This window comes from Luteitalea sp. (genome assembly GCF_044337415.1).
Taxonomy (GTDB): domain Bacteria; phylum Acidobacteriota; class Vicinamibacteria; order Vicinamibacterales; family Vicinamibacteraceae; genus Luteitalea.
In genome coordinates, this window is record NZ_JBIINP010000048.1 from 14,279 (window position 1) to 27,146 (window position 12,868).

The 12,868-nt window shown below is 70.9% G+C and carries 11 protein-coding genes; 3 read left to right on the forward strand and 8 right to left on the reverse strand.

Annotation, left to right across the window (positions count from 1 at the left end):
- Window positions 1–2: 2 nt before the first annotated feature.
- The gene (locus ACIRDX_RS09980) at window positions 3–2,417 is read right to left on the reverse strand and encodes a PSD1 and planctomycete cytochrome C domain-containing protein (RefSeq protein ID WP_396625270.1); all 2,415 of its coding nucleotides are present in this window, start codon (window positions 2,415–2,417) and stop codon (window positions 3–5) included.
- Window positions 2,418–2,503: 86 nt separating this feature from the next.
- On the opposite strand from ACIRDX_RS09980, the gene ACIRDX_RS09985 reads away from it, so the two are divergent.
- Together ACIRDX_RS09985 and ACIRDX_RS09990 are read left to right on the forward strand one after the other, a co-directional pair.
- Window positions 2,504–3,061, forward strand: coding sequence for a transposase (locus ACIRDX_RS09985; RefSeq protein ID WP_396625271.1), 558 nt, complete (start codon window positions 2,504–2,506; stop codon window positions 3,059–3,061).
- Window positions 3,062–3,118: 57 nt separating this feature from the next.
- The gene (locus ACIRDX_RS09990; protein ID WP_396625272.1) at window positions 3,119–3,499 is read left to right on the forward strand and encodes a RidA family protein; all 381 of its coding nucleotides are present in this window, start codon (window positions 3,119–3,121) and stop codon (window positions 3,497–3,499) included.
- 344 nt (window positions 3,500–3,843) lie between these two features.
- Here the strand turns inward: ACIRDX_RS09990 and ACIRDX_RS09995 are convergent, their stop codons facing one another.
- The 6 genes from ACIRDX_RS09995 to ACIRDX_RS10020 form a co-directional block, all read right to left on the reverse strand.
- On the reverse strand, window positions 3,844–5,412 hold the full coding sequence (locus ACIRDX_RS09995) for a DJ-1/PfpI family protein (RefSeq protein WP_396625273.1): 1,569 nt from the start codon (window positions 5,410–5,412) through the stop codon (window positions 3,844–3,846).
- 513 nt (window positions 5,413–5,925) lie between these two features.
- Window positions 5,926–6,576 carry a hypothetical protein gene (locus ACIRDX_RS10000; protein WP_396625274.1) on the reverse strand — a complete coding sequence of 217 codons (651 nt, stop codon included), beginning with the start codon at window positions 6,574–6,576 and terminating at the stop codon, window positions 5,926–5,928.
- A gap of 78 nt (window positions 6,577–6,654) precedes the next feature.
- Window positions 6,655–9,489: a CHAT domain-containing protein gene (locus ACIRDX_RS10005; protein ID WP_396625275.1), complete on the reverse strand. Its 2,835-nt coding sequence runs from the start codon at window positions 9,487–9,489 to the stop codon at window positions 6,655–6,657.
- Window positions 9,490–9,493: 4 nt separating this feature from the next.
- On the reverse strand, window positions 9,494–10,021 hold the full coding sequence (locus tag ACIRDX_RS10010) for a hypothetical protein (protein ID WP_396625276.1): 528 nt from the start codon (window positions 10,019–10,021) through the stop codon (window positions 9,494–9,496).
- Between the two features lie 86 nt (window positions 10,022–10,107).
- Window positions 10,108–10,764, reverse strand: a complete 657-nt coding sequence (locus tag ACIRDX_RS10015; RefSeq protein WP_396625277.1) for a hypothetical protein — start codon at window positions 10,762–10,764, stop codon at window positions 10,108–10,110.
- A complete protein-coding gene (locus ACIRDX_RS10020; protein ID WP_396625278.1) occupies window positions 10,761–11,318 on the reverse strand; it encodes an RNA polymerase sigma factor in 558 nt (185 codons plus the stop codon). The genes ACIRDX_RS10015 and ACIRDX_RS10020 overlap by 4 nt, the downstream gene beginning before the upstream one ends.
- 161 nt (window positions 11,319–11,479) lie before the next feature.
- Between ACIRDX_RS10020 and ACIRDX_RS10025 the strand changes: the two genes are divergently transcribed.
- Window positions 11,480–12,046, forward strand: a complete 567-nt coding sequence (locus ACIRDX_RS10025) for a hypothetical protein (protein ID WP_396625279.1) — start codon at window positions 11,480–11,482, stop codon at window positions 12,044–12,046.
- Between the two features lie 133 nt (window positions 12,047–12,179).
- Here the strand turns inward: ACIRDX_RS10025 and ACIRDX_RS10030 are convergent, their stop codons facing one another.
- Complete coding sequence (locus ACIRDX_RS10030) at window positions 12,180–12,857, reverse strand: hypothetical protein (RefSeq protein ID WP_396625280.1); 678 nt, start codon at window positions 12,855–12,857, stop codon at window positions 12,180–12,182.
- Window positions 12,858–12,868: the final 11 nt, after the last annotated feature.

A 12,868-nucleotide genomic window follows, 5' to 3' on the forward strand; every position in this document is an offset into this window, starting at 1 on the left:
CGTCAGTTGCGCGTGATGGTCTCGTCGAGGTTCAGCAACACGCGGGCGACGGTGGTCCAGGCCTCGCGGGCAGACGGGATCTGCGCGAGCAGTGCGCTGACCCGGCGCGACTCGTCGGGCGTGGGCGAACGCGACACGCAGAGGCGGAACGCGTAGTCGATGCGGCTCGCCTCGTCGGCGCCGCCCTCGCGCTCGATGCGCGTGGCGAGGGCGCCAGCGAACTCGAAGAACTGCTGGTCGTTGAGCAGCGTGAGGGCCTGCAGCGGCGTGTTGGAGCGGAGGCGGCGCGTGCAGGCGCTGAAGCCGTCGGCGGCGTCGAACACCGCGAGCGCGGGGTGCGGTGTCGCGCGCCAGGCGTGCGTGTAGAGCCCGCGGCGATGGCGGTCGGCGCCGGTGCTCGCGGTCCAGTCGCGCTTGACCTGGCCGAGCGTCATCACGCCGTCGGGCTGCGGCGGGAACACGGGCGGGCCGCCGACCTGCGGCGCCAGGAGCCCGCTCGCGCTCAGCGCCACGTCGCGCACGATCTCGGCGTCGAGCCGCAGCCGCGACTGGCGGGCGAGGAGCTTGTTGAGCGGGTCGCTGATCTCGAGATCGGGTCGGGCGTTGGACGACTGGCGGTAGGTGCTGGAGGTGACGATCAGGCGGTGCAGCGCCTTGAGGCTCCACTTCTGCTCGACGAACTCCACCGCGAGCCAGTCGAGCAGCTCGGGATGGCTCGGGGGCAGGCCCTGCGTGCCGAAGTCGTTCTCCGTCTCGACGAGGCCGCGGCCGAAGTACTGCTGCCACACGCGGTTCACCATCACGCGTGCGGTGAGCGGGTGCGACGGCTGGAAGAGCCAGCGCGCCAGATCGAGGCGGTTGGGAGCGCGACCCGCTGTCGCTGCGAGTGGCGGGAGAATCCCCGGCGTGCCGGGCGCGACGGGCTCGCCGCGGCGCGTGAAGTCGCCCTTGATGAAGATCACGCTCTCGCGCGGTTGCGGCAGCTCCGACATCACCAGCGTGGTGATGGGCTTGGGCTCGCTGCGCTCGAGGCGCGCCAGCGCGGCGTTGCTGGTGCGGAACTCGGGCGTGGCGCCGGGGAACGCGGCGTAGAGCGCGCGCTTCTGCGCGAATGTCAGCTGGTCGAGCGTGCGGCCGACGGCGTCGCGCGCCGTCGCGCCGAGCTTGAGCCGCGCGGGTCCATCGAGCGTCGCGGCCCACGCGATGGCGGCGGGCCCGTGGGTGTTGAGGTAGCGATCGAGATCGCCGCGTGCTTCCTCGAGCTCGCGCCGGAGAACCTCGGGCGTCTGCGCCTCCCCGGGAAACTCGAGCGTGCCTCCCGGCGTGGCCTTGCCGTGGCCATCGTCCACCGTGTTGTTGAAGAAGGCGTAGAGCTGGTAGTAGTCGCGCTGGGGAATCGGGTCGAACTTGTGGTCGTGGCACTGCGCGCAGCCGACCGTGAGGCCGAGGAAGGCGGTGCCGAAGGTGCTCACGCGATCCATCACGGACTCGACCCGGAACTGCTCGGGATCGATGCCGCCCTCCTGGTTGATCTGCGTGTTGCGGTTGAAGCCGCTGGCGACCTTCTGGTCGCGCGTGGCGCCGGGCAGCAGGTCACCGGCCAGCTGCTCGACGACGAACTGGTCGTAGGGCTGGTCGCGGTTGAAGGCGGCGACGACCCAGTCGCGGTACTTCCACATCTGCCGCGGCGCGTCGATGGAGTAGCCGTTGGAATCGGAGTAGCGCGCGACATCGAGCCACAGGCGTGCCCACCGCTCGCCGTAGTGCGGCGAGGCGAGCAGGCGGTCGACGGCGCGCTCGTAGGCCTCGGGGGCGCGATCGGCGAGGAAGGCGGCCAGTTCGGCGGGCGTCGGCGGGAGGCCGGTGAGATCGAGGCTCACGCGGCGCAGGAGCGCGGCGCGATCCGCCTCGGGTGCCGGCGCGATCTTCTCCTTCTCGAGACGGGCGAGGATGAAGCGATCGACGACGGTGCGCGACCAGTCACGCCTGGCGACGGCGGGCACGTCGGGGCGCACGGGCGCGACGAAGGACCAGTGCACGGCCTTGTCGGGCACCTCGTTGACGGGCGCGGCGGCGCCGGCGTCGATCCAGGCGCGGATCGCTGCGACGTCGGCGTCGGCCAGCGCCGGCTTCTTGTAGGGCATCTGCGAGATGTCCTCGTGCGTGCCGAGGAGGACCTGCACGAGGATGCTCGCCTTCGAGTCGCCGGGGGCGAGGGCCGCGCCCGTGTCGCCGCCCTCCTTCATGAAGGCCACGGTGTCGGCGCGCAGGCCGCCCTTCTGCTGCGAGGCGCCGTGGCAGCGGTAGCAGTGCTTGGCGAGGATGGGCTTGACGTCGCGGACGTAGTCCACCTGCGCCGAGGCCAAGGAGGCCGTGCCGGCAAGCAGCAGGAGGACGAGCAACCACCGCGAACGCATGCGAAAGGATAGCCGATGGGCCTCGCCATGCGGCAGGTCGCTGGCGACCTCGTCTCGGCCTGACGCAGGGTGCAGGCACTGCGATCGTGCCTGCTGTGTCGGTCGGCCGTATCTGCCAGGCCGGGCGCGCGACTCGCGCGCGGGCGAACGGCTTCGATCTGCATGCGGGTGTGGTCGTGCCGGCCGGGCAGCGGGCGCGGCTCGAGCGGGTGTGTCGCTACGTGCTGCGCCCGCCCGTCGCGCAGGAGCGCATTCACCTGACTGAAGACCGGCAGGTGCGGCTCTCCCTCCGGCGTCCGTGGCGCGATGGGACGACCGCCCTGGTGTTCGATCCGGTCGAGTTCCTGGGGCGGCTGGCGGTGCTGGTGCCGCGCCCGCGCATCGACCTGGTTCTCTACCACGGGGTGCTCGGGCCGCGCGCCGCGAGGCGTGCGGAGGTGGTGCCGCAACCGTCGCCCGACGCCGCGTCGGACGCCATGATGGACGGGACCGTGGCCGACGGGGCGACGTCGGCCGGGGTGACGACCTCCGCGGAGACGGCGCGCCGTCAGGCGCGCGGGGAGCGTGTTGCGGACTCGGGGCATCTGCCCAGCCGCCGCTTGCAGCCGACAGCGCCCGGCGCGATCATGAGGCGCCGCGGCTGAAGCGGAGCACGTGAGGCCTCTCACACACCCGTCGCCTACTGCCTATCTGTCCCAATCATGAATCGCACACTCATCAGTTCAGGATCAGTCTTCGAAGAGCAGATCGGGTACTCACGCGCCGTTGCTCAGGGCCCCTTCGTGTTCGTCTCCGGGACGACTGGATTCGACTACGAGTCCATGACCATAGAAGAAGGGGCAGCACAGCAAGCCGAACAGTGCCTGAAGAACATTGAGCACGCCTTGCGCAAAGCTGGCGCAAGCCTCACCGACATCGTGACAGTGACATACGTACTGCCTCACGTCGAAGACTTCGAGAGCTGTTGGCCAGTGCTCAAGAAGTACTTCGGCAATGTTCGGCCCGCCGCCATGATGATCTCCGCGAAGCTGCTGGACCCCCGCATGAAGATAGAGATTCAGGTCACTGCGATGAAGCAGTGAACATGAGCAGTGGCCAGCATGATGAGGCCGAACCACTCGGTCACGCTGAACGCCAACGGCGTCCCCTGTGTAGCTCGAACGTGAGGCATTCACCGGAACTCAGACCCGCAGGTCGACGCTGGAATGCAGCGTGGACGTGCCGAACACCAGGGGGCCCCGCACCTCCTGGACGTCGTCGTGCTCACGCGTGATCCTCCCCGCACGCGGGCTGAGGTGTGGCGACCACGGCTCGGTGGTGGACGTGCGCGGCGGCGACGCCTTCGTGGTCGAGTGTGTCGCGGCCTCAGGGCTGCGTCGAGGCCGCGGGGTGGGTGTCAGGCGACGTCGATACCACGAACGCGTGCTCACTCAGTCCGCCGGATGAGCGGCACCATCAGGAAGTCGTACATCTGCTGCATCATGTCGAGCACCCGGTCGTCGGTCTTCTCAGGCGTCCCCCCGGAGGCTGGTGGCTCCGGACGGTAGCGGAGCCGCAGCATCGCCGCACGGGCCGCGTCTTCGCCGTCCACGTCTGCCAATAGCGCGAGACTGAGGTCGATGCCTGCGGACACGCCGGCGGACGTCCAGTACTTCCCGTCGCGCACATACCGCCCGGGCGTGAAACGTGCACCGTAGCGCTCCAGCATCTGCCCGGCGCGATACCAGTTGGTCGTCGCGTCGCGGCCGCGCAGCAGGCCGGCCGCACCGAGCACCCAGGCGCCCGTGCAGACACTCGTCGTGTAGCGGCTGCGTTCGTCAATCCGGCGGATCCACGCGAGTACGGCGCTGTCCTCGGTGATCGCCCACGTCCCGGTCGAACCGCCCGGCACGACCAGCACGTCGAGGGCGTCCACACTGGTCGCCACGCGCGGCACGAGCAACTGCGTGCGGCCGCTCTGTACCGTGTCAGCCGCACCGGCCCGGAGGAGCTGCACATCGGCGTTCCGCAGGTTGGAGAGCACGGCGAGTGGCCCGAGGGCGTCGAGGGTGAAGAACCCGTCGTACACGAGGATGCCCACTCGCAGCGGTGGCGACGGGGCCGCGCCTTTCGCCGCACTGGCAGACGCGCGCGTCGACGCGGCCCGCAGCGTCAGCCCCTCGAGGGCCGTTGACTCGGCGGCCAGCGCCGCCACGATTGCCGGCGGCGTCGTGGCCGCGCTGCCCCCGTCGAACGGCGCCTTCGGGTCGTACTCCAGATCGAGCATGGCGCCCTGGAGGTTGGCGCGGCCGCCGATCGCCTCGACGAGGGCGAGCCCGAGGTCGAGCGCGGCAGTACCGCCGACCGACGTCCAGTATTTGCCATCGTGCGTGTATCGCGCCTCGCGATACCGCGCCCCCAGGGCGGCGGTATTCGCCTCGGCGGCCGGCCAGTCGAACGCGATCGTGCGGCCGCCAAGCACGCCAGCGCGCGCCAGCAGCACGGAGCCGGAGCCGATTCCGGCGGTCAGGGTCGTCGTGCGATCGGTCGCGGCGATCCAGCGCATGAGGCCGGCGTCGGCGAGCACCGCCGCCACGGCCTCGGGTGGTCCACCGGGCACGACCAGGGCGTCGAGAGCATCGACCTCACGCGTTGCCTTGTGGGCGACCAGCCGCGCGAGATCGGTCTCGACCGCCGCAGCCTCGGTGGCGACGTAGTGCACCGTGACGTTCATCAGTTCGGACAACGCCACCATCGCGCCGACGGCCTCGATGGTGCTGACGCCGTCGTAGACGAGGATGCCTATCGATCGCACGGGCAGCGGCGGCGTCCCGAGCACCTCGCCCATCACCCGCTGGTGATTGAGCATCGTCATGCGCGGGAGCTTGGTGCGGCCCGCACGGCCGTACTGGTACGGCTGCCACTCGGCGCTGGGCCAGCCCACGAAAGCGACAACGCCCACGACCAGCACGAGCAACGCGAGCAGAGCGGGACGGACGAACCGGCGGATCGACATGATGAGTCCCTGCCCGGGCGGCACCGTCGGAAGGTGGGGCTACGCGAGAATCCCCCGCCACGGGCCTCTCAGCGTAGCGATGAGCTACGTCTGGGGGCCGTGACAGTTTGTCGCACCCCGAACGGCTGGAGCCCGCGACCGCGGGCGAGGGACCGCCGCAGGGGCGGCCTGGGGGACGCGGACGGAGTCAGAGAACGGATCGTCCGTTCACGTCGCCCCCCACTAACGCTTCCTATCCTCCGCCAGCCTGGCCTGTGGCACCGCCTCGCCGCATCGTGCCTGGCACCCGCCCAGATCGAGTCGCTGCGGTTGCTGTACGGGCAGTCGCCCTTTGCGCCGCCGTTGACGCCTTTCGCGCCGGGCACCGAATCGGATTGCCTCGAGGTGCGTCGGTGGAGTCAGGCACAGCCCCGGGGACACGTGAAGCTCGTCGAACCCGCGGAGCTCGTGACTGCGCTGCCTCACGGGCCGACGACTTCACGACCTGCCCCACGGCTGGGGGCCGTCCCGCGGTCACTGGCCGCGGGTGCAGTGCAGGCGCATCTTCGGCGCGTAGTCCAGGGTCGGGAGTGGGCCGGAGGAGCACGACGCCTTGAGGCGCAGGCGATCGGCCGACGAGGCTGGCGCGACACCGCCGACCAGATCGAACGTCCTGGAGAGCTCGCAGTCCTCGCCAGGGGCCAGGATGTCGCACTGGTTGGCGTTGGCCCAGTCCTCGCACACGTTCTTCACCGTGTCGACGGTGAAGCTCTGGGTCGCGAAGTTGCCCCAGATGGGGTTCTGGAGCGGGTTCTGCGTCAGCGTGCCGGCCGGCCCCGTCACCTGCAGCAGCGTCAGGTTGTCCGGGCACGACGCCTGCGCGTACCAGGTCATCTTCGTCGCCGACTTGATCTGCGCGGCGCTCTGGTCCACGTGCCATGTCCACTGGTCCGGCGGCGGCTGCGTGTCGTCCGGCCGCAGGTCGACGTGGACCTCGTGGACGCCCCCGGTCCGCGGCGGCACCGGCAGCAGAAATGCGTAACCCTTGGGTTCCCCACTGCTGATACCGAGGTTGAGATTGCCCTTCGTCGTCTTGGTCCCGCCCTGCGCCCGCGCTTCGTCAGCGGCCACGACACCCAGGCCCACTGCCGCCGCGATCATCACGGCCGTCATCTTCGGATTCATCGCTGTCCCCTTCGTTTCGGTGCCTCCGCCACCGGAGGCCACCGCTGTGTGATGAACGAAGCGGGGCGCGCAATCCCCTCACGTGTTCGCAGGGCCTCTGCGTCGTCCTCCGACCACGACCGCCGCGACGGCGGCCACGATGACCGCGAGACCGGCGACGAGATAGTGCCTGGCGAATGACTGCGGCGGTGCGGCCGCCAGCGGTGGTCGGTGCCCCTCACCGAGGACCACGATCGACGCCCACGCGCTCACGGGCAGGCCGTGGTCGATCGCCTCGCGTCGTGCCAGGCGCCACGCGGTGGACGCGCCGTTGCCGTCGTGCAGGGCCTTGTAGAAGCGCTCCATCAGGAACGCCGCGTCATCGTCGCGCAGCGGCCAGCGGGTGGCGACGACGGTGTCGGCGCCGCCGGCGAAGAACGCCCGTGCCAGGCTGAGGGGCCCCTCACCGGAGAGCACCGAGCCGCCAGCAGACTCGCACGCCGACAGCACCACGAGCCGGCCCGCCAACGAGAGCGCCGCGATCTCGCGTGGCTGGAGCCAGCCGTCCTCGCCCGCATCGCCAGGCGCGAGGAACACCGCCGACCGGTCGGGGAACGCCTCGTCCGCCCTGGCGTGGGCCGCGAGGTGGATCACCGCGACGTCGTGCAGCGACGCCGACTTGAGGAATCGCTCGGAGGCGCCACGGCCCTCGCGCACCTGGCTGTCGTCGAGCTGCAGGGTGCGCGCGATCGCATGCGCCTCGCGCCGGGCCCATGGCAGCGCGCCGAGGCGACTGCCGTCGAGGGCCACACCGCCAGCGAGGTCGGGATCGGCAAGGACGAGCGCCGTGCGCATCGTCGCCGGTGTCCGCTGCCGACGCAGGCGCAGCCACAGCGTGGCCGACGGGACGAGCGCGATGTCGAACTGTTCGCCGAACGGGCGCGACCCGGCCCCGGTGGTGAGTGCCTCGAACGGCAAGGCGTGCAGGTCGCCATCCGGCACGATGACGAGCCGCTGGACGGCGCGCGGCAGGTCACCGAGGGCGGGTTCGACCAGCGTGCGTCCGAGACGCTCGGCGGCGGGCGCCCAGCGATCGGCGGGCCGATCACGATCGCGCAGCAAGCCGACGAACGCCGTCACCTGGCTCTGGAGATCGACACCGGACGGCAACCGGTGCACGCGCACGTCCCGCCGTGTGACAGTGACGAGCCAGGCGCCGCCACCAAAGTCGCCGTACACGTCTTCCCACGGCGCCATCGAGTACCAGAGCAGGGCCTCCGAGTCGTCGAGGCCACGCTGGACGTCGTCGAGCGTCGCGAACGCCACTGGGTGCGACGACGCGGCGCCGGCGCTCGTGTCCAGATCGCGCTCCTCGAGCTCGAGCAACTGAAGCTGGTCGAGCAGCGCGCGCTGCTCGTTACCTCCCGGGTAGGGCCCGCTCTCCGAGCGGGCTGTCGCCCCCAGCAGGCGCCTCTGCGCATCGACGATGCGCTGTCGCACGCGGTCCCGAGCGTCGCTCTGCGGTGTCGGTCCGCCCTGCGCCGGAGCCGCGACGCCCGAGCGCGCGAGATGCTCGAGCAGGGTCCGCGCCCGCAGGCGCTCGCCGACCTCGAACGCCTGCGCCAGTCGCGGCGTGTCGGCTTGCAGCAACTGTCCGACCAGCCAGTAGTAGTCGCGGGCCCACTGACTGAACACACCGGCGCGCGTGCCCTCGTCTTGCTGCCGTGCCCGCAGGCGCTCGATCGCGTCAAGTGCCTGCAGCGCGGCGGGGATCGCGGCGTCTTCCTGCATCGTGTGCCACGTGAAGCGGAGACGCGCCTGCCAGGCATACACGAGCAGCGGGCTGTTCGGTGTGGCCTTCAGCGCGTCGATGGCCGCACGGCTCGCGCGCTCGGCCTGCGCCGGATCGCGCCGCGCCTCGAGCAGCGACTGCGTCCAGAGGCAGCTGGCGCGCAGCTCGGGTTGCTCGAGCGACTTCTCGAGCGCGAGGCACTGCTGCAGGTGTGCCGCCGCCGAGGTGGCGTCGGTGGTCCGCGTCAGGTCGGCGAGCACGCGATGCGTCTGCGCGACGAGTGCGGGCCGGGCCAGCCGCTGGACCTCGGCGAGCACGCCCGTCGCTTCGCTGGTCAGGCGTTCACGTGCGCCGGGTCGCGGGCGCTGCTCGGCGCGCGTCAGACGGGCGTTGAGCAGATTGAAGGCCACCGTCGCGGCGTCCACCGTCGAGCCGTCTTCCGCCATCAGCGCGCGATGGCCTTCGAGGGCGGCAATCGACTCGTCGAGGCGCCCGAGATAGAAGCTGGCGTTGGCGAGCGCCAGGAGAATCGAGCGACGCAGCCCGATCGGGCCGTCCGGGAAGGCGAGTCGCTGCGCGCGCTGCAGCGTGCGCCAGGCGCGGCCAAAGTCGCCACCCGCCTGGACGACGTGGCTGGCTTCGAGCACGGACGCGCGAGCGATGGTCAGCGGCTGGCCCGAGGTCTCGGCCGAGGCCAGCGCGAGCGCGACCTGCTCGGCCGCCGCCGCCGCGCCGCCTCGACGGAAGTACAGGTTGCGGAGGTTGTGCCGGGCGAGCACTTCGCCTTCGGGATCGCGCTGCGCGACGAAGCCGCGCGCTGCGGTCTCGTAGAGGCGCAGCGCCCGGGTCTCGTCGTCCTCCTGCGTCGCGTAGCCGAGCACCATCGTCGGCCAGGGATGGTCGGCAGTCCCTGCGCCAAGCCGCACGAGCCGATCCCGCACCTCCGGAAGCCGGCGCTCTCGCACGGCAACGCGGTACAGGCACAGGGTGTGCGCCTGCGTGCGCGGCGTGGCCGCCGACGCGGCGCACGCCTCGAACGGCGAGGTCGGAGGCGCCGGCGGGGGCGCCTGGGTACCGATGACCGTCGCCGTCCAGGCCGTCACCGCCAGTCCCAGCACGCCGCCGAGGCCGACGCCAGCCATGGGTTCAGCCGCCGATCGTGAAGCTGCTGATGACCGTGCCTGGGCAGTAGGGCGTGACCGGACCCTCGCGCGATGCCGGCGGCGCGCAGGTGATGCGCTGCCCAATCGTCAACGAGTTCGCGTCGACGTCCTCCAGCGTGACGACCGGCGTGGTCGGACGTCCGGTTGCGCCGATGAGCACGACTGACGCGCGCAACTGCACCTGCGTCTCGCTGGTGCTGAGCGGCAGTTCGAAGGACACCGGCCGACCGCGCGCAAGCACGCCGTCCTGGCGGCCGACGACGCGGTCGGCGCTATCGAGGAAGGTGATGCGGACCTGCGACTGCACGGTGCGCGCGCCGAGTTCGGTCACCGTCACCTTGACGCTCCGGTTCGCCTCCGAGAAGAAGCTGAGCAGGCCGGTATCGATCTGCGTGCCGGTCCGGGTGGCCACCTGGGCGCCACCCGGCACGGTGGCGAGCAGCCAGAGAGCAAGGCAGGCGAGTCGTCCGCGGTGTCCGCTGATGAACGTGACGAGTGAGTGCGTACGCATCTCGGTGCTCCTTTGAAGATGACCGCCGGACAAGTTCGGCGGCTCTGAAGCGATCCGCTTCGTGTTGCGCGGCACGGGCCGCAGGGTCAGTCGAGCGTGGCGCTGAACGTCGGCGAGACGATGGGATCGGTGCCCGCCGTCTTCGCCTCGACCTGCCAGAGCAGCCGTCCCCCGGCGGGAATCCGGCTCAGCACTGTCGGCGAGAGGCGGTACGTCGCCGTCTCCAGGTCCTCCGATTCGTCGAGCACGTCGAGGCCCGGCGTCAGCACGCGGACCCGATAGCGGGCACCCGCGATGGCGCTCCAGCGCAGCGACGGCTCGGCGCGCGAGAGACGGCCGCCCTCGGGCAGTAGTGAGTCGATGCGCCGGATCTCACTGCTCCGATATGTCGGCGCGTCCGACTCCCGTGGAACGAACTGCCAGACCCCACCCACCGCGAGAAGGAGCGTCGCGGCGATCGGCAGCCACGTCCAGGACCGCGTCTTCGTCGTGGGCGCCAGGGGCGCGGTCGCGGCAGTCGACGCCGCGACGGGATCCAGCTCTCGGGCCAGGCGCCACACGGCGGCCGCCCGCGGGTTCTCGATCAGTTCGTCCACGATCCTGCGCCGCGCCTCGGCGTCGATCTCGCCATGCAGCGCCGCGAACAGCCGCTCGGCGTCCACGTCCGGCCACTGCGACTGGTCGCCCAGGCTGGCCAGGGCCTGCCGCAGGCGTTCCACGTCGGGCTGCTCGGGGGTACTCATGGCGTATGCCCCTTCGTCGTCAGGCAGCGGCGCAGATCGCCAAGTCCGCGGTAGACGAGGTTCTCCGTCCGTTTTGCCGGCCAGCCCAGCAGTCGTGCCGTCTCCGGCACCGAATGCCCCTGCAGGTGCAGCATCACCGCCTGCCGCCGGTCGGCCCCCATGGCCAGCAGACAGGCACGGACCGCTTCACCCAGTTGCTGCATCGACGCGTCCCGTTCGGGATCCGCGTCGGCGCGTGGTTCGATGCGAACGGAGCGCTCGTCGTCCGGGTCCTCGTCGACCAGCGACACCTCGCGGCGCCGCTGGCGCCGGCGAATCTCGTCGACCAGCGCGCTGTGCGCCACTCTGTACAGATAGAACGAAGAGAGGGTCCGATTCCCCTCACCGGTGTCTGCGGCGGCCATGATCTTGACCAGCGCGGCCTGGGCGAGGTCCTCGGCGTGATCGCTCAGCCAGCGCGGGCACTGGCGGCGCACGGCGCGCACCAAGGCCGCGCGCATGGAGATCCAGGGCGCGTCGGCGGACGAGGGGTCCCGCACGTCCTCAACGGTCATCGCGAAGCGTCACGTTGTCCGGATCAACGCCGCCGCGGGGCGGCGCGAACACGGTGGGGCGATTAGGCTCGTCGGCGTGCTGCCCGCAGCCGGGTGACCGGCAGCACCCTGCGCAACGATGACCCGCGCCGCAGGGTGACAGTCAGCGATACTCGCGAGTGATGCTGTTCCGCCAGGACATCCTGCAGGGCATCGCCGACGGCCGTGTGACGCTCGCGTTCAGGCGCTGGCGCAAGGCGCCGCCGACCGACGGCGCGACGCTGCGCTCGCCGGTTGGCGTGCTGTCCCTCGACAGGGTGACCATCGTCGACGAGGGCGACATCACCGCCGACGAGGTCGCTCGCACGGGTCTCTCGCCAGACGACCTGCGCGCCTCGCTCGCTGGCGACGGGACGCTGCTGCGGATCGAACTCCGCGTCGTGGGCGAGGATCCGCGCATCGCCCTTCGAGAGCAGCGCCCGACATCGGACGATCTCGCCACGATCGCCACGCGACTGGCCCGACTCGATGCCGCGGCGACCTCACCGTGGACGACGACGTACCTGCGTCTGATCGGCGATCACCCTGGCACCGTGGCGCGCGTGCTGGCGCCGACGGTGGGCATGGCACTCCCGACGTTCAAGCGGCGCGTACGCCAACTGAAGGACCTCGGGCTCACGGAGAGCCTCGAGGTCGGCTACCGTCTCTCGGCACGCGGGCGCGACGTGCTCTCGCACCTTGTGTCCTGACGCCCTGACCGCGGCGGCTCAGCGGGCTGGCGTGTCTCGGGACGGTGCCGCCGTCGGCAGCGCGACGGCCACGAATGCAGCGCTGTGCCTTCGCAGTCCTGCGTAGCGCTACGCAAGGGTCCGCGCGAGCAGCTCACGCGGTCATCGACGTGTCGCGGTCCCGCCGTGATCGGCGAGGGCGCCGCCAGGCGACCATACCCAGCCCGACCAGCGACAGCAGGGCCAGACCCGGTTCGGGGACGACCGCGTGCACCGTCAGCCCCGAGAGGTTCTTTGGACCGACCCGGTCCTCATCGCCCACGGACCCCTCGATCTCGTCGATGGCCATCCAGTACGAGCCGCCACGGCTCTGGCGCAGGACGCCGAGGGCCGCAGCAATCTCCGGGCTGAACAGGCCGGGCCCGAGGGCGGCGGTGACTTCGCCGTACGGCCATCCATCGAAGCACTCGTCGTACTCGGTCGGCTCGCACCCCACGTCCACGGTCAGACCCCTCAGCGAGGCAGCGAAGGTCCACCCGACACCATTGAAATCTGCCGGTGCGCGCGCCGACAGCCGTCCCGGACCGTACTCGTAGAGACTCGAGGTCGGATTGCCCTCGTCGTCATACCGCACAGACACGCTGAGCAGGGGGCCGGCAATCAGCTCGATCCGCCCCATCTGGCGACTGACACCCTCAAGTCTGTGGTAGGGGAACGCGAGGCCCTCGAAGGTGTCTTCGCCCGAGGCCTCCGCTCCGCCAAAGAACACAGCGCCGCCGATGCTCCAACAGCAGGAGGTACCGAAGGACACGTTGCGGGACTCGTAGCGCAACGGAGAGGCAG

Bases quoted from the DNA above. Each gene is read 5' to 3' on its own strand.
- ACIRDX_RS10005 (WP_396625275.1), bottom strand. From the start codon at position 9,489: ATGGCTGGCGTCGGCCTCGGCGGCGTGCTGGGACTGGCGGTGACGGCC.
- ACIRDX_RS10010 (WP_396625276.1), bottom strand. From the start codon at position 10,021: ATGCGTACGCACTCACTCGTCACGTTCATCAGCGGACACCGCGGACGA.
- ACIRDX_RS09990 (WP_396625272.1), top strand. From the start codon at position 3,119: ATGAATCGCACACTCATCAGTTCAGGATCAGTCTTCGAAGAGCAGATC.
- ACIRDX_RS10015 (WP_396625277.1), bottom strand. From the start codon at position 10,764: ATGAGTACCCCCGAGCAGCCCGACGTGGAACGCCTGCGGCAGGCCCTG.
- ACIRDX_RS10025 (WP_396625279.1), top strand. From the start codon at position 11,480: ATGCTGTTCCGCCAGGACATCCTGCAGGGCATCGCCGACGGCCGTGTG.
- ACIRDX_RS10000 (WP_396625274.1), bottom strand. From the start codon at position 6,576: ATGAATCCGAAGATGACGGCCGTGATGATCGCGGCGGCAGTGGGCCTG.
- ACIRDX_RS10020 (WP_396625278.1), bottom strand. From the start codon at position 11,318: ATGACCGTTGAGGACGTGCGGGACCCCTCGTCCGCCGACGCGCCCTGG.
- ACIRDX_RS09995 (WP_396625273.1), bottom strand. From the start codon at position 5,412: ATGTCGATCCGCCGGTTCGTCCGTCCCGCTCTGCTCGCGTTGCTCGTG.
- ACIRDX_RS09980 (WP_396625270.1), bottom strand. From the start codon at position 2,417: ATGCGTTCGCGGTGGTTGCTCGTCCTCCTGCTGCTTGCCGGCACGGCC.